Below are 20,849 nucleotides of genomic sequence, written 5' to 3'. Positions count from 1 at the left end.
CGTAGCACACTGACAACCATGCGTATCCAGGTCACCCGGACCGGCGGTTTCGCCGGCCTCGTCGCGCACGCCGAGCTGGACACCGCCGAACGCCCCGACGCGCCGCACGTGCACGCGCTGGCCCGCGAGGCGGTGGCCGGCGGACTTCGCGCCCCCTCGTACGGCGTGCCCGACGGCTTCCACTACGAGATCACCGTCGACGGCCGCACCGTCTACTGCGCCGACCCGAAACTCAGCGACTCCCAGCGGGAGCTCGTCGGCCTGGTGCTCCGCGAAGGAGCGTGAGCACCGGGCGACGGTGCCGCGGACGGCCCCGCCCGGGATGAGACCCGGGACACGGCCCGGGACACGGCTCGCACCGGGCCCCGCGTACGCGGCGAGGACGCCGGCCCCGCCCGCTCAGCCGAACCGGCCGTTCACGTAGTCCTCCGTCCGGGGGTCCGCCGGGGTGCCGAACATCGCGTCCGTCGGCCCGTGCTCCACGATCGCCCCCGGGGTGCCCTGCTCCGCCAGGAAGAACGCGCACCGGTCGGAGACCCGCTGGGCCTGCTGCATGTTGTGGGTGACGATCACGATCGTCACCTCGTCGACCAGCTCCCGGATGGTCTGCTCGATCCGGCGGGTCGACGTCGGGTCGAGCGCCGAGCACGGCTCGTCCATCAGCAGCACCTTCGGCCGCACCGCCAGCGAACGGGCGATGCACAGGCGCTGCTGCTGGCCGCCGGAGAGCGCACCGCCCGGCTGCCGCAGGCGGTCCGCGACCTCCTTCCACAGGCCCGCCTTGGTCAGGCACTCCTCCACCAGGCCGTCCTTCTCCGCCCGGGACGCCCGCAGGCCGGTCAGCCGCAGCCCGGCCACCACGTTGTCGTAGATCGACATGGCCGGGAACGGGTTCGGCTTCTGGAAGACCATGCCGATGTCGCGGCGGGCCGCGGTGAGCCGCTTGCCCGCCGCGTACACGTCCTCGCCGTCGAGCAGCACCTCGCCCGCCAGCGCGGCCCCCGGGATCAGCTCGTGCATCCGGTTGAGGATCCGCAGGAACGTCGACTTGCCGCAGCCGGACGGGCCGATCAGCGCGGTGACCTGCCCCGCCGGCATGGTGAGCGACACCTGCTCCAGCACCCGGCGGTCGCCGAACCAGGCCGACACCGCACGCGCGTCCAGGGTGCCCGCCGCGCTCGGCAAGGCGGTGTCGGGCCGCAGGTCGGTCCGGTCGGTGACGGTCATGGTGCAGGGTTCCTTCCGTGTGACGGGTACGTCAGATCAGATTGGGCAGCAGCCGGGCGACCTCGTCGGCGACCGCCAGGGCCAGGGCGGAGAGCACCGGCACCCCGACGATCCACGCCTGGCGCCGCCCCCAGCCCGCCCACGCCGCGGCCAGGGCCACGGCGGCGAGCAGCAGCCCCTCGCCCCACAGCACCAGCGGCACCCACGCGCCGTCGTCCCGCCCCATCGCCTTCTCCCCCGCGGGCAGCGCGGCGGCGGTCAGCGGGCGGGCGTTCGCCGGCTTCACCGGGGTCGTCAGGTCGGCGTCGACCAGCAGCGTGCCGGACGGGGCGTAGCGCGCGCCCGCCCCGGTCACCAGGACGATCCGCCCGGCACCGGCCTTCACCGCGGGCGGCACCGGATCACCGGCCCGCCGCACCGCCACCACCCGGAAGCGGTGCCTGCCCTGGCCGGTGGTGACGGTGAACGTCTCGCCGGTGTGCAGCTGCGCCAGCGTGCCGAACGGGCCGCCGTAGCCGCTCTGCCGGCCGAGCAGCACGCTGGTGCCGGCCTGGCCGGGCATCGGGGTGTCGCGCCGGTGCCCGGGGCCGTACTCCAGCACGCCCCCGGCGGTGCCCTCCCGTACGACCTCGCGCAGGCCGAGCTGCGGGATCTCCAGCAGGGCGACCGGGGTGCCGGGCACGACGGGCTTCCCGTCATGCCCGAGCTGCCCGACGGGGGCGGTGCCGAGCGCCAGGCTCTCGCGCAGCTGCGCGTAGCCGGTCTCCGCGTCGCGCAGGTGGCGCAGGCCGCCGAGCGGGCCGAGTTCGAGCAGCAGGCCGAGCAGCAGGGCGGCGGTGATGACGAGGGCGGCGCCGACCAGCTGCGGGCCGTCCGGGCGGGACGGCCGCCGCTCCGGCGGCGCGGGCGGGGCGGCGGCCGGGGCGGGGAGCGGGGCCGCGGGCGGCACCGGAGGCGCCTCGGTGAGGGTCATGCGCGTGCCCCCGCGGTGCCGCGGCGGGCGAGCCGGCGGCGGACCAGGCCGCCGCCGGCCGCGACGAGCACCAGCACGCCGGCGCCGGTCGCCCACACGGCGGCCGACGGGCCGCCGCCCGGCGCTGCGGCCGCCGCGGCGGCCTGCCCGGCCGGGATGGGCGGCTGCGCCGCCGGGTCGGCCGCGGCGGCGTGCACGAGGCCCTCCGGGGCGACGGTGGCCGCCTGCCACGTGGTCGGCGAGGAGAAGGTCAGCACCCCGGCGAAGTCGCGCAGCGCCGTGGGATTGACTTTGTTCCGGCAGCTGGCGGTGACGGTGTACGCGCCGTGCAGCGGGGCCGCGCCGGCCCGGTTGGCGACCACCCGCAGGGTGTTGCCGAGCGGCACGACGTACCCGCCGTTGGCGGCCGGGCGGTAGACGGCCGCCGCGACGGTGCCGGTCAGCGCGGCGCCTTCGGCGGGGAAGCCGGCGCCGGTGATCCGGACGGTCAGGTAGTCGGCGGCCGGGTGCGGGCAGAGCCCTGAGGTGACGACGTCGATGGCGTCGTCGTCGTGGCCGGTCGCGTAGTCGAACGCGAGGGTGCCGGTGTCGGCGGCCCGGGCGACCGGGGCGGCGGCGAACTGACCCGCCAGCAGCAGGACGGCGAGCACCGCCGCACCGGCGGCCACCGGCACGGCGGCGGCGGGCGCGGCGGGCCGTACGGGCGGTGCGTTCCGGCGGCGGCGCCACCACCGGGCGGCGATCAGCCCCGCGGGCAGCAGCACCGCGAGCAGCGCCCACGGCACGGACGCGAAGCGCTGCTTGCGGACGCTCCCGGCGAGGTCGGGGTCCTTGTCGCCGGCGACCGGCAGCGGGTCGACGGTGATGCCGGCGGTCCCCCACAGGGTCGGGTAGGCGCCGGTGACCTCGACGCGGTGGGCGACCGCGTTGCCGGGCAGCAGCTCCGCCAGCGCGGCGGGCGCCGTACCGGTGGCGACCGTGCCGAACACGTTGGCGACCCGGACGGCCTGACGGCCCGCGAGCCGGACGTTGCCGGTGTTGCGGACGGTGTAGGTGACCGTGGTGCGGCCGGTGGCGAGCGGGTTGGCGCTCGGGTGGTAGACGGAGTGCACGTCCTCGACGGTGAGCTCGGCCTTCAGGTCGCCCGCCACCCGCACGTGCACCCGGGCGCCGACCCGCTGGTCGACGGTGACGGTGTTGCCCCGGGCGTCCTTCGTCTCCTGCCGCAGCGCGGCGACGATCCCGGCCGCGTGGTCGCCGGGGGTCGCCGCGGCGGGCACGGCGAGCGTGAACGGCACGATCTGCCGGCTGCGGGCCGGCAGCGTGAGCGAGGTGGCGCCGGTGCGCAGCCACGAGCCGGCCTGCGTGGACGGCCGGCCCTCCGGGAGGACGTCGTAGCCGCCGGTGTCGGTGTTGAAGGCGTCCGCGGGGTAGATCCGCAGGGTGACCGGGCGGTCGCCGTAGTTCCACACCGCCACGTGGTCCTTGACGACGGCACCCGGCGTGGCGCCGTACGAGAACGAGCCGCGGGTGTCGGGGGCGGTGGCGGAGGCCGGCTGGATGCCGAAGGTCTGCGCCTGTGCGGGCTGCGGCGCGCCCCCGTCGGCGGCACGGGCGGTCGGGCCGAGCGGCAGCAGGGCCAGCAGGGCGGGGGCCAGGAGCAGGAGCCAGCGGCGCATCGGCGGCATCATCCTCGGGTGCGGGGTTCGGATCGGGGGCCGGGCCGCCCGGTGGGGGCGGCCCGGCAGGACCGGCTGACCTGGGGTCAGATCGCGGTCAGGGTGAGCACGCCCTGGTAGGTGCCTGCCAGGGTGGAGGTCGGCGCGAGCAGGGTGAGGTCGGCGCCGAGCTTGGCGGTGCCGAGGCCGGTGGCGGTGGCCAGGGTCCGGGAGGACTTCAGGCCGAGCGCACCGGCGTCGTTCGCCTCGACCGCGTTGGCCGGGGCGACCTGCCCGCCGAGGGTGACCTTGAGGCCGTCGCCCTTGGAGACCAGGGCCGGTGCCCAGCCGAGGTTCTGCGCGTTGATGGCGTTGCCGCCGGAGGTGAACTGCGCGACCTGGCCGCTGACCGACCAGCCGGGGGCGCCGGCGCGGGTGTCGGTGACGGTGACGGCCTGGATCGGGCCGGCCGCCGAGTACAGCGTGCTGGTGGAGTTCAGCGCGAGCGGCGGCAGGGTGACGTTGCTGCCGGCCACGCTGATCACCAGGGCGCCCGGGGCGACGGTGGTGGTGATGGTCTCGGAGACCGGGGCGGGCGGGGTCGGGTCGCCGGGGTTCGGCGGGGTGACGACCGCGGTGACGGTGAACGGCACCGCGGCGGACGCCGACGCGGCGAACTGCGCGGCGTCGGCCGGGGTGAAGGCGGCGGTGAGGGCGTGGTCGCCCTCGGCGAGGTCGCTCACGGTCGCCGAGGCGGTGCCGCCGGAGACGGCGACCGGGGAGCCGAGCGGGGTGCCGTGGTCGGCGAACTGCACGGTGCCCGGGGCGTTCGGGGAGACCGTGGCGGTGAGCTGCACGGGGCTGCCCTTGGCGGCCGAACCGGACGGGCTGATCGCGAGCGCCGTGGTGGTGGCGGTCGCCCCCTGGGGGCTGACGGTGTAGGCGGTGGCCGCCGACGCCGAGCCGAGGTAGTGCGCGTCGGTGGAGGTGAAGACGGCCGACAGGCTGTGCGCGCCCTGGGCGAGGGTGGTGACGGTCAGCTCGGCCTGGCCGGCGGAGACCGCGACGGGGGAGCCGACCGGGGTGGTGCCGTCGAGGAACTGCACGGTGCCGGCGGCGGCCGGGGAGACCGCGGCGGTCAGCTTCACGTCCGAGCCGACGGTGGCCGAGGAGCCCGGGGTGACGGTGAGCGTGGTGGTGGTGGCGACGGCGGCCGGGGCGTTCGGGTCGGTCGAGGTGTAGGCGGTGGGGCTGGTGAACCAGACCGCGCCGACGAAGTCGCCGAAGTACGTCACGCCGATCTTGTTGCGGCAGCGCAGGTGGAACTCGTACTTGCCGGTCAGCGTGGAGAAGCCGTTCTTCTGCGCGAAGCTGCGCATGGTGTCGTTCAGCGGCACGGTCATCCGGCCCTGCGCGTCGGGCGGGAAGACCGACTGGGCCTGGTTGAGGGAGGCGCCGTAGCCCTCGGCCGGGAAGCCCTGGCCGAGGACGAGCAGCTGCAGGTTGGTGCCGCCGGGGCAGGCGCCGGAGGAGACGACGCTCATGAGCTCGTCGTCCGCGCCGGTGGCGGGGTTGACGGCCAGGGTGCCGATGGTGGGGCTGGCGTCGTCGGCGTACGCGGTGGCGGCGCCGAGCACGGTGGCGGAGGCGGCGGCCAGCAGGGTGGCCGCGCCGAGCGCGACGGTGCGCTGGATACGGAGGGTCTTCACGGTGTCAACAGCCTTTGCTCGGAGGGTGGTGGGCGTGCGTCAGCCGGTGGTGCGGGACGTGTCGCCGCAGTTGGCGTTGGTGCCGAAGCCGTACTGCTTGATGAGGGCGGGCTGCTGGCAGATCGCCGAGCCGCTGCCGACGAAGACGTCGCTCCACGGGCTCGTCCCGACCCTGGACGTCGGGATCACGTTGTAGACGTCGCGGGTGGCCGCGGCACCGGTGTTGAGCAGCACCGAGGGCACGCCGTTGATGTTGCCGAGCTGGGCGGTGCCGCGGAGGTCGGCGATGGTGCCGGAGCTCTGCGCGATGTACTGGGCGATGGAGAACGGCACCAGGGAGTTGGGGTCGAGGACGCGGCCGTCGTGCTCCTCGATCTTCTTGCCGCCCTTGGTGTCGGTGACGCACGGGTACTTGCCCGCCACGACGTCGGCCTCGGTGATGCCGACCGTCGACTCCCAGAAGCTGCGGGTGCCGGAGCCCGCCTGCGGCAGCATCGGGTGCACCAGGTAGGTCGGGCCGGTGCCGACGTAGCCGGGGTCGCAGCTGTAGATGGCGTGCAGGTCGGCGGTGGAGAGGTCGAGCGGCAGGGAGCTGCCCGCGCTGACGGCGTAGGTGACGCCGTCGACCGCGAACGGCACGTAGGTGAGACCGGGGGTGGCGGCCGCCAGGTTGAGGCTGGAGGAGCGGGAGAACTGCAGGCAGTTGTTGCCCTTGTTGAGCTCGTTGAGCAGGGTGGTGCGGCCGGCGCCGGAGCCGTTCGGCCGGTTGAGGCCCTGGCAGGCCGCGGCGGCCTGGGGGCTGATGGTGGCCGAGCCGACCGCGTCGTACGAGCCGATGACCTTCTGGCCGTTGACGGTGACCACGTTCGACAGCGCGTTCATGACGCCCTGGGTGGTGTCCGAGCCGACGCCGGCGAGCGGGCGGTGGACCGGCGTGCCGGACGGGTCGGCGTGGGCGGTGCCGGTGCCGGCCACGAGCAGGCCGAGGCCGCTGAGGACGGTGACGCACTTGGCGAACGTGCGCTTGCTGGACATCTGCACGGGTTCTCCCCTGGAAACGGCTGGAAACGGCGTTCTGGACACCCGGCCGGAGGACCCCGGCCGGGTGGTGGCGCACCTGCGTCGGCGGAACGGGAGGTCAGGAGGTCTTCGGTCAGGGCCGGATGCGGCGGCGCAGCACCCGCGGCACGTACGCGCCCGCGGCCGCCGCGGCGAGGCCGGCGACCAGCACCGCGACCAGCACGTGCCGCAGCGGGCCGACCTCCGTCCGCCCGGTGCGGGCGGCGGGGGCCGCGTCGGCGGCCGGGGCCAGCGTGACCGGGCTGTGGACGGGCGCCGGGGCGGCCGGGCCGGTGTCGGAGGATCCGGTGCCGCCGGACCCTCCGGGCCCGCGGGCGCCGGCCGGACCGGCGGTGCTGCGGGTGCCGCTGCCCGTGGGTGCGGGGGTCGCCGCGCCCGCGCCGGCCGCGATGCGGTCGGCGGCCGCGAGGGTCTGCCGGCGCAGGGCGTCGGGCAGTCGGGCGTAGCCGGCCGGGAGCCGGCCGGCCGCGACGCCCGGGGTCTGGCCGTCGCCGACCGCGTAGCGCAGCAGCGAGGCGTACGCGGCGCCGCTCGCCCGGTCGAGGGCGGCGGGCACGGTCGCCGCGTACGTGACGGAGGTCAGCGGGTAGGCGCCGGCGGTCCTGGCCGCCGGGTCGACGACCGGCACCCCGGCCACCGCGCCGGGGGTGGCGGCCGCGGCCGCGGCGAGCAGGGAGGCGGTGCCCGGTGCGACGAACTCGCCCGCGGTGTTGCGGAGTTTCGCGGTGTCGAGGCCGTACCGGTCGGCGAGCGCCGTGGTGGTCAGGACGAGCACGCCGCGCAGCCCCTGGGCCTGCGGGGGCGCCTTCCTGAGCGAGCCGGGGGTGGTGGTGGCGTCCCACACGGACTTCGCGAGGGTGTCTCCGCGGGCGGCGGCGCGGGCGCCCTCGCTCATGCTGTTGGCGAAGGGGTGGGAGTCGAAGTTGCACCAGGGGGGCCGGCCGGTCTCGTCGTCCGGGAAGGCCAGGCAGTAGTCGTCGACCTTGGAGTAGTTCGACTTCGGCGCGGTGACGGGCGTGGTCAGGTACCGCTTGTTGACGGAGTCGTGCCAGGTCGGGCTGGGCCGTCCGGCGAGGAAGTCCCGGGCGTCGGGGTCGGCGAACAGCCAGCGCCACACCAGCAGGGGGCCGTCGCCCTCGCCGGAGGGCAGCAGCAGGTCGGGGATCCGGGACGGGAAGTAGAGGTCCTTGAACTGCGGGTTGATCGCGAGGAACTCCGGGTCCGAGGTGAGGTCGGCGGGGTTGTCCGCGGGGATGTCCGGGTCGCCCGGGTTGGCGGCGAACCGGTAGCTCTGGGTGAGGAGTTTGGCGACCAGGCGCGGGGTGAGGCTGAGGTCGGTGATCCGTTCGCCGTCCCGCTGCCGGACCTCGGGCGGGGTGCGGGAGTACGACTGGCTCTCGATGTCGAAGGCGATGGTGAGCCCCGAGACGGCGACCGGCGCGTAGACGGGGTCGCGGCCGGGGGTCTGCTCGGCCGGTGCGAGCGGGGCCCCGACGTAGACCAGGCCGGGGTCGCCGTCCTGGAGCCGGGCGCGGGCCCGGTCGTCGGTGAGCCGGGTGAAGCTGAAGATGCCGCCGGCCTGCTGGCAGAGCACCGGCTGCCACCGGGCGATCATCTCCTCGGCGAGTTCGGTGCCGAGGGTGGGCCGCTCGGGGCTGCCGATCGGGCAGGAGATGCCGACCGGTTCGAAGTGCAGCGGCACGACGAGGCGCTGCTGCCAGTTGGTGGCGGACAGCGGGGACGACTGCAGCTGCCCGGACTGCCCGCTGGGGGCCTGCCCGTCGACCTCCTTGTCGCCGCGCGGCACGATCACCAGCCAGCAGCGGCGGCCCTCGGTGAACGGGCCGGTCCGGCCCTGGGGCGTCTGCCCGCAGCCGAGGCCCGGGGCCTGGGAGCCGGTCTGCACCTCGAAGTAGACCTGGCCGGTGCCGTCGGCGCGGGTCGGCGCGAAGGGCACCTCGTTGGTCGACTGGATGTCGAAGTACTGGCTGCTGCCGCCGGTCTCGGCCGGGTCGCCGGTGGCGGGCCGGAACGGCACGTACGCGTTCTCGTTCTCCTTCGCGGGCCGCACGGTCTCGGCCGGGTCGATGAGCGTGCGGCCGTAGTTGAGCTGGCGGCTGGGTACGAAGGCGCCGCCGCGGCTGTCGCCCTTGGTCGCGCCGTACTGGCACTGGGAGCGGTCGGGGCCGGTCTCCTCGTCACCCCAGCACTGCATGATCTCCAGGTAGTTGCGGGCGAAGACCATGGGGCTGGGCTCGGTCGGGCGGCCGCCCGTCCAGGTGACGGCGACCACCTGGTTCACGAGGTGGCCGGTCTGGCCGACCGTCACCTCCAGGCCGGCGAAGTCGCCGCTGCCGGTGACCGTGACGGGGTCGGCGGCGGTGGCGGCCCCGGTGGCGGCGGGCGCGAGCCGGGCCGCGCCGGGCGCCCGGCCGAGGTCGCGGCGGGCCTGGGTGCCGGCCGGGGCGGGGGCGGCGGCCGGGCCGGCCGCCGGGGCCGCGGCCGGGCCGTCGATCGGCACCGGGGCGCCGGTGACCGGGTCGACGGGGATCTGCGGGGAGGCCGTCCCGGCCGCCGCGGCGGGGACGGGGCCCGGGCCGGTGCCGGTGGAGAGCGAGGCTCCGGCGGCGGTGCCGAGCAGCAGGGCGAGGACGGCGCCGGTGCGCAGCGCCCGCCGGGCGGAGGTGCGGAGGGTGCGGGCGCTCATCGCCGGGCCTCCCGTCGGGCGGCGCGGCCGGCGACCAGCGGCGGCAGCACGATGACGGCGCCGAGCAGCACGCCGGCGATCAGCATGAGGGCGTGCCGCAGGCCGGTGCCGGAGCCGGCGGCGATGGCGACCGAGTCGCCGGTGAGCTGCTGGCCGGTGCCGCCGGTGGCGGCGCCGCCGCCGTCCAGGGCGGGGTCGGCCCCGGTGGAGCCGGTGCCGTCCGCCGCGCCGCTCGTCCCGCCGGTGCCGCCGGTGGTTCCCGCGGCGCCCGCCGTACCGCCCGCGGCGCCGCCGGTGCCGCCCGTGCCGCCGGTGCCGCCGCCCGTGCCCCCGGTGCCGGTGGGGGTGGTCTGGCGGGCGCCGCCGGTGCCGGTGGCGCACTGGGTGGCGGAGCCCTTCCTGTCGCAGTCCTGCGGCGGGGCGGCGCTGTCGGCGTACGGGTTGCGGCCGCCGGAGCCGAAGGTCGGGTTGGCGCACTTGGCGGCGTCGAAGGCGCGCTTCTCGCTGCCGGGCACCTTGGCGAGCTGTTCGAAGGCGGACTGCACGAGGTTCGCGGTGAGCGGGGAGTAGCCGAGTCCGTCGGCCTGTTTCTGGCCCTCGCAGAGGAAGTAGTAGCCGAAGGCGGCCAGGGTGCGGCCCTTCTCCGGGCTGAACGTCCCGGCCGCGCTGGTGTGGACGATCATGTAGCTGTAGCTGGAGAGCGGGTAGGCGCTGCGGTCCGGGCTGTCGTAGACCTCGTCGAGCTGCTGGGTGAGGTCGGCCGGGTTGATCTTCGCGCGCTTGAGGGCCACGGAGACGTTCCTGCCGTTGGGCTCGGTGTAGTAGCCGGCGCTGTTGAGCATCTTGACCACCGGGAAGTGGCTGTTGAGCGCGTACGAGTACTCGACGTAGGTGATGGCCCCGACGTTGGCCTCGTTGGCGACGGCGTTGGCGACGGCCACGGAGGTGCCGAGCGCCTGCCAGGTGGAGCCGCTCTTCAGCGGGAAGAACGAGGTCATGCCGCAGGGGGCGCGGCGCGAGGTCGACCGGCAGTAGTCGTCCCAGACGCCCTGCTGGCGCTTGCTCATCCAGGTGGTGAGCTGCGCGGTGGTGCCGGAGCCGTCGGAGCGGACGATCGGCCGCACCGCGACGTCCGGCATCTTGAGGCCCGGGTTCTCGGCCTGGACGGCGGGGTCGTTCCAGCGGGCGATCTTGCCGGTGAAGATCTTCGCGACGGTGTCGCCGGAGAGCCGCAGGTTGGTGACCCGGTTGCCGCCGATCTTCAGGTTGTACATGAACGAGGTGCCGCCGGCCACGATCGGCAGGTAGGCGAACGGCACGGGCGGCGGCGCGTCGAACTGCCCGCCGTCGGTGAGGCCGTACGGGATCTCTGAGACCGCGAAGTCGGCGGCGCCGTTCTTGAACTGGTTGCGGCCGTAGCTGGAGCCCTGGCCGTCGAAGTCGATGGTCATGCCGTACTGCTTGACGTTGCTGATCCAGGAGTCGACCGCGTTCTGGCTCCAGGTCGACCCGGCCCCGCCGATCCGGCGGTAGTCCTCCGCGGCGGCCCGGGGCGCCCCGGTGAGCAGCGAGGTGCCGCACAGGACGAGCGCGGTGAGCAGGGTGAGGGTGCGGGTGAGGGCTCGGCGGTGCACGGGGGCCTTTCGGGGTTCTGTGGGGTGCGGCGCGTCGGTCCGCCGCATCCGGGCCGCGTCCGCGGCGGACCTCCGCGTCCGGGCGGCGGACTGACGCCTCGACAGCTCGCCGGGTCCGCGTCCGCCGACCGCGCGGGCCAGCAGGAACAGCAGCAGCACCAGGGCCAGCAGCACCGCCGCGGCGCCGAAGGCCCGCGCCACCTGCAGCTCGCTGGGGAACTTGACCAGGGTGAAGGCCATCAGCGGCAGGGAGGCCTGGCGGCCGTCGATCGGGCTGAGGTTGAGGTTCTTGGTGTAGCCGGAGCAGAGCAGCACCGGGGAGGTCTCGCCGATGCCGCGGGCCGCGCCGAGGATGACGGCGGTGGCGAGCCCGGAGCGGGCGCTCGGCAGGGTGACCGTCCACACGGTGCGCCAGCGGCTCGCGCCGAGCGCGTACGACGCCTCCTTGAGGGAGGCGGGCACGAGCCGGAGCACCACGTCGGCGGCGCGGACGAGGATCGGCAGCATCATCACCGACAGGGCGATGCTCGCGGCCAGGCCCGAACGCGGCCAGTCGAGGGTGACCACCCACACCGCGTAGACGAACAGGCCCGCGAGGATGGAGGGCAGCGCGGTCATCGCCTCGACGAGGGTGCGCACCAGCCGTGCGAAGCGGCCGGGCACCTCGCTCAGGAACACGGCGCAGCTGATGCCGAGCGGGATGGTGATCGCCAGCGAGATGGTGATCTGGGTGAGGGTGCCGACGACGGCGTGCAGGGCGCCGCCGCCGGTGAGCGGGTCGGCGGGGCCGGCCGCGGAGAGGTCCTGGGTGTAGAAGTTGGTGTGCCGGAGCGCGTCGAAGCCGTTCCAGAAGACGTAGCCGACGGTCCACACGAGGACCGCCAGGACGACCGCGGCGAGGGAGTGCACGACGGCGGCGGCGAGGCGGTCGCGGACGGCGAGGCCGTTCTCGTCGCGGGAGACCACGAGCGCGTACAGCCCGAGGAACGCGAGCCAGGTGCACACGGCGAAGCCGACCGCGCCGCTGAACGGTGCGAACCGCTGGAAGACCAGCGCGCCGAGCGCGAGTGCGCCGGCCAGGCTGCCCCCGAGTGCCCAGCGGTCGCCGGGCCGGCCCCCGCCGGTGCGGCGGCGCACCGGCGGGGGGCCGCCCGCGGGACCGGCGGGCGGCACGACGGTGGTGCGCGGGGTCCGGGGCAGGGTGACGGTGGTGGCGGTGGCGGTGGCGGTGGCGGTGGTGACGGTGGCGGTGGTGGTGGTGCGGTCGGTCACGAGCCGGCCCCCGATCGGCTGCGGGCGACCACGGCGGCCGCGGCGAAGTTCACCACGAGGGTGAGCAGGAAGAGGGCGAGGCCGGCGGCCATCAGTGCGGAGACCGAGAACGGGCTGGAGTCGCCGTAGCGCAGGGCGATCAGCGGGGCGACCGCGCTGCCGCCGGTCTGCAGGACGTGCGGCTGGATCTCGAAGTGCATGGAGAGGATCAGGTACACGGTGATCGTCTCGCCGAGGGCGCGGCCCAGGCCGAGCATGGTGCCGCCGATGATGCCGCCGCGGCCGAACGGCAGCACGACCGTGCGGATCATCCCCCAGCGGGTGGAGCCGAGCGCGTAGGCGCCCTCGCGCTCCGCCGCCGGGGCCTGGTCGAAGACCTCGCGCATGATCGAGCACATGATCGGCGTGATCATGAAGGCGACGACGGTGCCGGCCATCAGGCTGGACGCCGTGTAGACCAGCGGCGGGTTGAGCGGGTCGTCCGGGTCGACGCCGTCGACGTGCAGCAGCGGGATCCAGCCGAGGTACGTGGACAGCCAGCGGGCCGTGCCCGCGAGCTCGTACTGCAGCAGCACGAAGCCCCACACGCCGTACACGACGCTGGGCACCGCCGCCATCAGGTCGACCAGGCCGACCAGGGTGCGGCGCAGGCCGCGCGGCGCGTACTCGCTGATGTACAGCGCGCAGCCGAGGGCGAGCGGCACGGCCAGGCCGACCGCGATGCCGCCGATCAGGACGGTGCCGGTGATCACCGCGGCGATGCCGAACTGGCCGTGCCCGCCGTCCGGGTTCCAGTCCTGCACGGTGAGGAAGGACAGGCCTGCGGTGCGCAGGGCGGTGCTCGCCCGCACGGCGAGGTAGCCGCCGACGGAGAGCATGACGACCAGCACGAGGGCGCCGCTGCCGCGGGCCCAGGCGAGGAAGATCCGGTCGGCGAGGCCGACGTCGGTGCGCAGCACCCGGGGGGTGTCGGGGGCCCCGGCCGAGGGGGCGGGGGCGGTCACGTGCCGACGCCGCGGAGCCGCACCACGGGGGCCGGACGGCCGAGCGGGCCGTCGTCGACGCCGCGGGCCCCGGCCAGGAAGCGGGCCAGGTTGTACTGGCACTCGCGCTGGCGGCGGTAGGCGCGGGTGGAGCAGGCGACGGTGCGACCGTCGACATCCAGCCGCCAGCGCCACTGCTGTCCGTGCTGGACGGAGCCGATGGACGGCCGTCCGCGGTCCAGGCCGCGGCGGAGCTGTTCGATGGCGTGCAGGCAGGCGGGGACGGACGCGAAGTCCTCGCCGCTCTGCCCGAGGTGACGGTTGTTCGCACCGAGCAGCCGCCAGACGGTGGTGTCCCGCTGGGGGTCCGCCGTCGCGGGTCTGCTGACGATCAGGAACCGCGGCTGTCCCATGCCGGTATTCGCCTTCCGGAGCGCTCTGTGGCCGGAAGAGACCGTCTCGGGTGCCGAAGGATGACCGGATGCCGCCGCATGAACGCCGGACACGGCGGATGTGAACGGGTGGTGCGCGGGTTCTCCACGACTCACTCACCGTCCGTACACACTCTACGGGCGTCACGCCGCACGGCCCCCGCGGCGACCCCTCCACCGCGCTCCCGGACGGACCCCGGCGGGCACCCCCCGGCACCCCCGGCGGGCCCCTCAGGCACTCCCCGACGGCTCCGCGGACCGTGCGCCGTCGCCGTGCGCCGTGCCGTGCGGACCCGTGCCGTGCGGACCCGTGCCGTGCGGACCCGTGCCGTGCGGGCATGCGAAGGGCCCGCCGGGCGGATGCCGGCGGGCCCTGGCGGTGCGGGCTCAGAAACCGAGCTTGCGCAGCTGCTTGGGGTCGCGCTGCCAGTCCTTGGCGACCTTGACGTGCAGGTCGAGGTAGACCGGCGTGCCGAGCAGCGCCTCGATGTGCTTGCGGGCGGTGGTGCCGACGTGCTTGAGCCGGGAGCCCTTGGCGCCGATGACGATCGCCTTCTGGCTCTGCCGCTCGATGTAGACGTTGGCGTGGATGTCGAGCAGCGGGCGGTCCGCCGGCCGGCCCTCGCGGGGCAGCATCTCCTCGACGACCACGGCCAGCGAGTGCGGCAGCTCGTCGCGGACGCCCTCCAGGGCGGCCTCGCGGATGAGCTCCGCGACCATGATCTGCTCGGGCTCGTCGGTGAGGTCGCCGTCCGGGTAGAGCGGCTGGCCCTCGGGGAGGAGCTTGCTGAGGAGGTCGGCGGCCAGGCCGACCTGCTGGTCGCCGACGGCGGAGACCGGGATGATCTCGGCCCACTCGATGCCGAGCTCCAGCCCGAGCTGGTGGACCGCGATGAGCTGTTCGGCGAGCCGCTTGGAGTCGACGAGGTCGGTCTTGGTGACGATCGCGACCTTGGGGGTCTTCTTGATCCCGGCGAGTTCCTTGGCGATGAACTTGTCGCCGGGGCCGAGCTTCTGGTCGGCGGGCAGGCAGAAGCCGATCACGTCGACCTCCGCCCAGGTGGAGCGGACGAGGTCGTTGAGCCGCTCGCCGAGCAGGGTCCGCGGCTTGTGCAGGCCTGGCGTGTCGACCAGGACGAGCTGCGCGTCCGGGCGGTGCACGATGCCGCGCACGGTGTGCCGGGTGGTCTGCGGACGGTCGGAGGTGATCGCGACCTTCGTCCCGACCAGCGCGTTGGTCAGGGTCGACTTGCCCGCGTTGGGACGGCCGACGAAGCACGCGAACCCGGAGCGGTACGGGGAGGAAGGGGCATTCATGCGCCCCATTCTCCCTGATCACCGGGGGCCGGGCGGACCGCCGCCCTCAGCCGGTCTTCTTCCTGCCGGTCATGGCGCCCACCAGCACGAGCAGCAGCAGCACGAGCGAGCCGATCAGCCAGTACGGCGAGCCGGTCTCGCGCCAGCGGCCGAAGCCCATGACGGTGAGCAGCAGCCCTGCGAAGAACGCGAGGACGCCCATCTCCCCTCCCCCTGACGAACGGATGATCAGACTATCCGTCCGGGCGGGGCGGCGGGGAGCGCGGGACGGCCGGACCGCAGGGATCCGGCCGTCCGCCGCGGGCCCGGCAGCGGGCCGCCGACGGCGCCCGCAGGCCTCAGCGGGCCTCAGCGGGCCTCGGCGCGCAGCCGCAGGGCGCCGTCGGCGCCGGCCAGCAGCACGGGCGTACCGGCCCCGCCGAGGTCGCGGACGGCGGCCAGGTCGGCCTCGGCGGGCTCGGCCGCGTCGCTGACCACCGCGGCGGCCTCCAGGCCCTGTGCGCCGCTGGCGACGGCCATGGCGACGGCGGTCTGCAGGGCGCTGAGCCGCAGCGACTCCAGGGCCACGCTGCCGGCGACGTAGGTGCGGCCGGTCTCGTCGCGCACCGCGGCCCCCTCCGCCACGCCGTTGCGGGCGCGGACGGAGCGGGCCAGGGTGATGATCTTCTTGTCCTCGGGGTCCAGTTCGGTGAGCTCAGTCATGAGGCCTGAGCATAGGCGCCCGTGGCGATCACGCGCCGGGGCGTCCGCCGCCGGGGCGTCCGGCCGGCCCGCGGGGGCGCTCAGGACCTCTCGGCACCGGACAGCAGGGCGCCCTCGCCCGCCGGCGCGAAGGCGGCCAGGGCGTCGTCGATCCGGGCCAGGACACCCGCGTCGAGCTCGACGGCCGCGGCGGCCTGGTTCTCCTCGATGTGCGCCGGGGTGCGGCTGCCGGGGATCGGCACGACGTGCTCGTCCTGGTGCAGCAGCCAGGCCAGCGCGAGCTGCCCCGGGGTGAGGCCGAGCTCCACGGCGATGCCCCGCAGCGGGGCGTAGCGGTCGTTGTTGGCGGCGAGGTTGGCGGCGTCGAAGCGCGGCATGTGCTGCCGGAAGTCACCGTCGGCGACCTGCTGGACGGTGCCGGTGAGGAACCCGCCGCCGAGCGGGCTCCACGCCACCAGGCCCGCCCCGAGCTCCCGGGCCGCGGCGAGCAGCGCGGGGTCCACCGGCTGCCACATCGACCACTGCGTCTGCACGGCGGCCACGGGGTGGACGGCGTGCGCGGCGCGCAGCTGGTCGGCCGTGACGTTGGAGAGGCCCAGGTGCCGGACGAGCCCGGCGGCGACCAGCTCGGCGACGGCGCCGACGGTGTCCTCGAAGGGCACCTCCGGGTCCGGGAAGTGCGGGTAGTAGAGGTCGATGACGTCGGTGCCGAGGTTGCGCAGCGACTGCTCCGCGTAGCCGCGGACGTACTGCGGCTCGGCGTTGACGGCGAGCTCGCCGAAGGAGTACGTGACCGGGAAGGTGTGCGGCTTGGCGCCGTCGGGGATGCGGAAGCCGAACTTGGTGGCGATCACCACCTCGTCGCGCCGCCCGGCGAGCGCCCGGCCGACGAGCTGCTCGTTGTGGCCGTCGGCGCCGTAGCCGTCGGAGGTGTCGATCATCGTGGCGCCGGCGTCCAGGGCGGCGTGCAGGGCCGCGACGCCGCGGCCGTCGTCGATCTCCCCGTACACGCCGGGCGACAGCACCATCGCCCCGTAGCCGACCGGTGCCGTGGGCAGTCCGCCGAGCAGGCGCTGGCTCATCGGGGCACTCCTCAGGGTGGGGTCCAGAACGGTCCCACTCTGCACCGCGACCTGACGGTGCGTCAAAATCGTCCCGCACCGCGGAACCCGGACACGCGTCCGGGTTCCGCGGGAGGGTGGTGCCGGTCAGTGCCCGACGGGTTTCGGCGGGCCTGGCCTGAGCACCTTGACGAGGGTCTCCGGCCCGGACGGCTGCGTCACGGGCCCGCTGTGGCGATCGCGCCAGTACGGGTTGTCGTGCGGCAGGTGGCTGCTCACCCTGCCGTACATGCCGAACGTCAGGATCACGAACCCGAAGACGAAGCTGAAGAGCACGTTCGGGATCTGGAACGCCAGCCGGTTGGCGCTGCTGTCGAGCACCATCAGGCCGACGAAGCCGGCGAGGACGAACACCACGCCGACGATCATGTTGAGGTTCGACGCGAAGTTCCCTCCGATCACCGCGCCGAGGACGAGGATCGCGCCGACCACGATCGACAGCACGCTGAGCGCGCCGTTGCTGGAGAGCCCCAGGGTCTCCTTGCCGCTGGTGTCCAGGAAGCCCGTATGGTCGAACAGGCCGAGGATGCCGAAGACCAGCAGGAACACGCCGCCGAGACCGGCTCCGTACCGGTAGACGGTCGCCAGCCGGTGGTCGACGGGGAGTTCGTCTTGCAGTTTCATCGCTGCCTCCGCTCCGCGTCAGCCGTGTTCGGCCCGGTGGAAGGGAACCTCGTGCAGATAGAGCGACCCGCACTGCTGGCAGGTCCGCAGTCCTCTGCCCCAGTCCGTCTCGGGCCTGGTCTCGGCATCGGGTTCGATCTTGGCGCCGCACATGCCCTCGTCGGCACCGGCGGTCCGGACGATGTGCCATCTCCTGACCTCGCCGGACCGCCCGGCCGGGCCGTACTCCGCGCGCAGTTGATGCGTCATACCTCCAGGGTGCGCGCCCCCGGCCGTCCTCGCCAAACGCGACCGGCCCCTCACCGGGAGGGGCCGGTCGTGCACGGAACGGCGCTACGGCGCGTCGACGGCCTCGCTGTCGGCGGGCTGCCGGACGGGCGCGGCGACGATCGTGCCGATGCGGTTGCGGCGGCCCGCCGAGCTCTCCGCGCTCAGCCGGATCGCCACCAGGTCGGTGGCGTCCTCGTCGGGCACCGGGATGTCGCAGGACGAGCCGGGGATCGGCACCCGCCCCAGGTGCTTGGCGAGCAGGCCGCCGACGGTCTCGACGTCCTCGTCCTCCAGCTCCAGCCCGAAGAGTTCGCCGAGGTCCTCGACCAGCAGCCGGGCGGTGATCCGGTACGAGCCGTCGCCGAGGTCCTCGACCGGGGCGATCTCCCGGTCGTACTCGTCGGTGATCTCCCCGACGATCTCCTCCAGGATGTCCTCGATGGTGACCAGGCCGGCGGTGCCGCCGTACTCGTCGATCACGATCGCCACGTGCGACCGCATCTGCTGCATCTCGCGCAGCAGGTCGCCCGCGGGCTTGGAGTCCGGCACGAACACGGCCGGGCGCATCACCTGGCCGACCGGCTCGGACTCGGACTCCCGGTTGACGTGGGTGCGGCGCACCAGGTCCTTGAGGTAGACGATGCCGACCACGTCGTCCTCGTTGTCGCCGACCACCGGCATCCGGGAGAAGCCGGAGCGCAGCGCCAGGGTCAGCGCCTGCCGGACGGTCTTGTGCCGCTCGATCATCACCAGGTCGGTGCGCGGCACCATCACCTCGCGGACGATGGTGTCGCCGAGCTCGAAGACGGAGTGCACCATGCGGCGCTCCTCGTCCTCGATGAGGTCGTCCTTCTCGGCGAGGTCGACGAGGGCCCGCAGCTCGGCCTCGGAGGCGAACGGCCCCTCCTTGTAGCCCTTGCCGGGGGTCAGCGCGTTGCCCAGCAGGATCAGCAGCCGCGGGATCGGCCCGAGGATCCGGGCCAGCGGCAGCAGCACGAAGGAGGCCGTGGTCGCCGTGGTGAGCGGGTGCTGCCGGCCGATCGTGCGGGGGGAGACGCCCACCGCGACGAACGACACCAGCACCATCACGCCGACGGCCACCAGCACGGCCTGCCAGGTGCGGTCGAAACTGCTGATGCAGACCACGGTCACCAGGACGCCCGCCGCCATCTCGCTGGCCACCCGGATCAGGGTGGCCAGGTTGAGGTAGCGGATCGGGTCGGTGGCCAGGGTCAGCAGCCGGGCCGAGCCCTTGCGGCCTGCCCGGACGGCCTCCTCCGCCCGGAAGCGGGACACCCGTGAGATGCCCGCCTCCGCGCAGGCCGCCAGCCAGCCGAGGACGACCAGCAGCAGGGCCCCGACCAGCAGGCTCGTACTTTCACCGCTCACCGAAGGCCGGCCCTCAGTGGACGGTCGGCGCCGGGGAGATCCCCGACAGGCCGCGGCCGGAGCGCCAGTCGTCCAGGATGCGCTTCTGCAGCCCGAACATCTCCTGCTCCTCGTCCGGCTCCTCGTGGTCGTAGCCGAGCACGTGCAGCACCCCGTGCACGGTGAGGAGCTGCAGCTCCTCGTCCATGGAGTGCTTCGACGGCGCGGCCTTGCCCTGCTCCCGGGCGACCTCGGGGCAGAGCACGATGTCGCCCAGGAGTCCCTGCGGCAGCTCCTCGCCCTCCTTGCCGGGACGGAGCTCGTCCATCGGGAAGGACATCACGTCGGTGGGGCCCGGCAGGTCCATCCACTGGACGTGCAGCTCCGACATGGCGTCGCTGTCGACCAGGATCACGGAGAGCTCGGACTGCGGGTGGATCCGCATCTTGTCGAGGGCGTAGCGGGCGATGTCGAGGATGGCTTCCTCGTCGGCGTCCCACCCGGACTCGTTGGCGATGTCGATCGACATGGAGGGCTTGTGACTCAGCTTTCGGTGCGATGGGACTGGCGCGGGGCACGGGCGCCCCGGCGCTGGACGGGCTTGCGGGCGGGGGCCTCGTCGGACTCCTGCAGGGCGTCCCAGCGTTCGTAGGCGTCGACGATCCGGCCGACCAGCTTGTGCCGGACGACGTCGGTGCTGGTCAGCACCGAGAAGTGGATGTCGGGTACGCCGGCGAGGATCTCCTGGACGACCTTGAGGCCGCTGCGGGTGCCGCCCGGCAGGTCGATCTGGCTGGTGTCGCCGGTGACCACCACCCGGGAGTTGAAGCCGAGCCGGGTCAGGAACATCTTCATCTGCTCGGGCGAGGTGTTCTGCGCCTCGTCGAGGATGATGAAGGCGTCGTTGAGGGTGCGGCCGCGCATGTACGCGAGCGGTGCGACCTCGATCGTGCCGGCGGCCATCAGCCGGGGGATGGAATCCGGGTCCATCATGTCGTGCAGCGCGTCGTAGAGCGGGCGCAGGTACGGGTCGATCTTCTCGTAGAGGGTGCCGGGCAGGAATCCCAGCCGCTCCCCCGCCTCGACCGCGGGCCGGGTCAGGATGATCCGGTTGACCTCCTTGGCCTGGAGGGCCTGCACGGCCTTGGCCATCGCCAGGTAGGTCTTGCCGGTGCCCGCCGGGCCGAGGCCGAAGACGATCGTGTGCTTGTCGATCGCGTCGACGTAACGCTGCTGGTTGAGGGTCTTGGGGCGGATGGTGCGGCCCCGGTTGGAGAGGATGTTCGCGGTGAACACCTCGGAGGGCGCCGGGTGGTCCGGGTTGTCGGCGGCGCTCCTGAGCATGGCGATGGAGCGCTCCACGGCGTCCTCCGTCAGGGGTTGGCCGGTGCGGAGCACCAGCATCATCTCGTTGAAGAGCTGCTCGACGATCCGGATCTCGGCGCGGTCGCCCGTGGCGGTGACCTCGTTGCCGCGCACGTGGATGTCGGTCTGCGGGAAGCCCTGCTCGATCACGCGCAGGAGGGAGTCCGCCGCACCGAGGAGAGTCACCATGGGATGCTTCTCCGGGATCACGATCCGGGTGCTGGCCTCCGCGTCGCGGCGCGGCTGTCCGTTGGTACGGGTCTGCGGTGTGTCACTCATGGGTCGGCACAGCGGCCTGCCTCATCCCCATCCGTCGTCTCGGGGTGCAGCTCGGGGGTGTCCGAGGTCACCAGGGTACGCCGCGCGCGCCCTCTCCAGGAGGGCAGGGCACCGGGTCGGCGCGGCACC

19 protein-coding genes are annotated in these 20,849 nt (G+C 74.2%); 1 reads left to right on the top strand and 18 read right to left on the bottom strand.

Features of this window, described 5'->3' with window-relative positions; all coding sequences use genetic code 11:
• Window positions 1–18: 18 nt before the first annotated feature.
• Window positions 19–285, top strand: coding sequence for a protealysin inhibitor emfourin (locus SNE206_RS06235; protein WP_405013403.1), 267 nt, complete (start codon window positions 19–21; stop codon window positions 283–285).
• Window positions 286–399: 114 nt separating this feature from the next.
• Here SNE206_RS06235 and SNE206_RS06230 read toward each other — a convergent pair whose 3' ends face one another.
• From SNE206_RS06230 to SNE206_RS06145, 18 genes are all read right to left on the bottom strand, one after another.
• Entirely contained in the window at window positions 400–1,227 is an 828-nt protein-coding gene (locus tag SNE206_RS06230) for a phosphate ABC transporter ATP-binding protein (RefSeq protein WP_407912338.1), read from the bottom strand.
• Between the two features lie 31 nt (window positions 1,228–1,258).
• A complete protein-coding gene (locus SNE206_RS06225) occupies window positions 1,259–2,200 on the bottom strand; it encodes a sortase (RefSeq protein ID WP_407912337.1) in 942 nt (313 codons plus the stop codon).
• Complete coding sequence (locus SNE206_RS06220; RefSeq protein WP_407912336.1) at window positions 2,197–3,879, bottom strand: hypothetical protein; 1,683 nt, start codon at window positions 3,877–3,879, stop codon at window positions 2,197–2,199. The genes SNE206_RS06225 and SNE206_RS06220 overlap by 4 nt, the downstream gene beginning before the upstream one ends.
• 86 nt (window positions 3,880–3,965) lie before the next feature.
• On the bottom strand, window positions 3,966–5,567 hold the full coding sequence (locus SNE206_RS06215) for an Ig-like domain-containing protein (RefSeq protein WP_407912335.1): 1,602 nt from the start codon (window positions 5,565–5,567) through the stop codon (window positions 3,966–3,968).
• A gap of 39 nt (window positions 5,568–5,606) precedes the next feature.
• Window positions 5,607–6,602: a hypothetical protein gene (locus SNE206_RS06210; protein ID WP_407912334.1), complete on the bottom strand. Its 996-nt coding sequence runs from the start codon at window positions 6,600–6,602 to the stop codon at window positions 5,607–5,609.
• A 118-nt stretch (window positions 6,603–6,720) separates the two neighbouring features.
• On the bottom strand, window positions 6,721–9,354 hold the full coding sequence (locus tag SNE206_RS06205; protein WP_407912333.1) for a hypothetical protein: 2,634 nt from the start codon (window positions 9,352–9,354) through the stop codon (window positions 6,721–6,723).
• Window positions 9,351–12,260 carry a phosphate ABC transporter permease PstA gene (gene pstA / locus SNE206_RS06200; protein ID WP_407912332.1) on the bottom strand — a complete coding sequence of 970 codons (2,910 nt, stop codon included), beginning with the start codon at window positions 12,258–12,260 and terminating at the stop codon, window positions 9,351–9,353. Before pstA ends, SNE206_RS06205 begins: the two co-directional genes overlap by 4 nt.
• Window positions 12,257–13,264 carry a phosphate ABC transporter permease subunit PstC gene (pstC, locus tag SNE206_RS06195; RefSeq protein ID WP_407912331.1) on the bottom strand — a complete coding sequence of 336 codons (1,008 nt, stop codon included), beginning with the start codon at window positions 13,262–13,264 and terminating at the stop codon, window positions 12,257–12,259. The genes pstA and pstC overlap by 4 nt, the downstream gene beginning before the upstream one ends.
• Window positions 13,261–13,656: a hypothetical protein gene (locus tag SNE206_RS06190; RefSeq protein ID WP_407912330.1), complete on the bottom strand. Its 396-nt coding sequence runs from the start codon at window positions 13,654–13,656 to the stop codon at window positions 13,261–13,263. Before SNE206_RS06190 ends, pstC begins: the two co-directional genes overlap by 4 nt.
• A gap of 405 nt (window positions 13,657–14,061) precedes the next feature.
• Window positions 14,062–14,991 carry a GTPase Era gene (era, locus tag SNE206_RS06185; protein WP_407912329.1) on the bottom strand — a complete coding sequence of 310 codons (930 nt, stop codon included), beginning with the start codon at window positions 14,989–14,991 and terminating at the stop codon, window positions 14,062–14,064.
• A 46-nt stretch (window positions 14,992–15,037) separates the two neighbouring features.
• On the bottom strand, window positions 15,038–15,193 hold the full coding sequence (locus SNE206_RS06180) for a hypothetical protein (protein ID WP_407912328.1): 156 nt from the start codon (window positions 15,191–15,193) through the stop codon (window positions 15,038–15,040).
• A 146-nt stretch (window positions 15,194–15,339) separates the two neighbouring features.
• Entirely contained in the window at window positions 15,340–15,693 is a 354-nt protein-coding gene (locus SNE206_RS06175) for a cytidine deaminase (protein ID WP_407912327.1), read from the bottom strand.
• 80 nt (window positions 15,694–15,773) lie between these two features.
• Window positions 15,774–16,775, bottom strand: coding sequence for an aldo/keto reductase (locus SNE206_RS06170; protein WP_407912326.1), 1,002 nt, complete (start codon window positions 16,773–16,775; stop codon window positions 15,774–15,776).
• 126 nt (window positions 16,776–16,901) lie between these two features.
• Window positions 16,902–17,438, bottom strand: coding sequence for a DUF4383 domain-containing protein (locus tag SNE206_RS06165; RefSeq protein WP_407912325.1), 537 nt, complete (start codon window positions 17,436–17,438; stop codon window positions 16,902–16,904).
• 18 nt (window positions 17,439–17,456) lie between these two features.
• Entirely contained in the window at window positions 17,457–17,687 is a 231-nt protein-coding gene (locus SNE206_RS06160; RefSeq protein ID WP_407912324.1) for a hypothetical protein, read from the bottom strand.
• 84 nt (window positions 17,688–17,771) lie between these two features.
• Window positions 17,772–19,097 (bottom strand): hemolysin family protein, encoded by a 1,326-nt coding sequence (locus SNE206_RS06155; protein ID WP_407912323.1) that lies wholly within the window; start codon window positions 19,095–19,097, stop codon window positions 17,772–17,774.
• A 13-nt stretch (window positions 19,098–19,110) separates the two neighbouring features.
• A complete protein-coding gene (ybeY, locus tag SNE206_RS06150) occupies window positions 19,111–19,605 on the bottom strand; it encodes an rRNA maturation RNase YbeY (protein ID WP_407912322.1) in 495 nt (164 codons plus the stop codon).
• Between the two features lie 14 nt (window positions 19,606–19,619).
• Window positions 19,620–20,720, bottom strand: coding sequence for a PhoH family protein (locus SNE206_RS06145; RefSeq protein WP_407912321.1), 1,101 nt, complete (start codon window positions 20,718–20,720; stop codon window positions 19,620–19,622).
• Window positions 20,721–20,849: the final 129 nt, after the last annotated feature.

The sequence above is a fragment of the Kitasatospora sp. NE20-6 genome (assembly GCF_045862635.1).
Note: the sequence above shows the minus strand (reverse complement) of the source record. Positions and strands in the feature narration are given on the sequence as shown.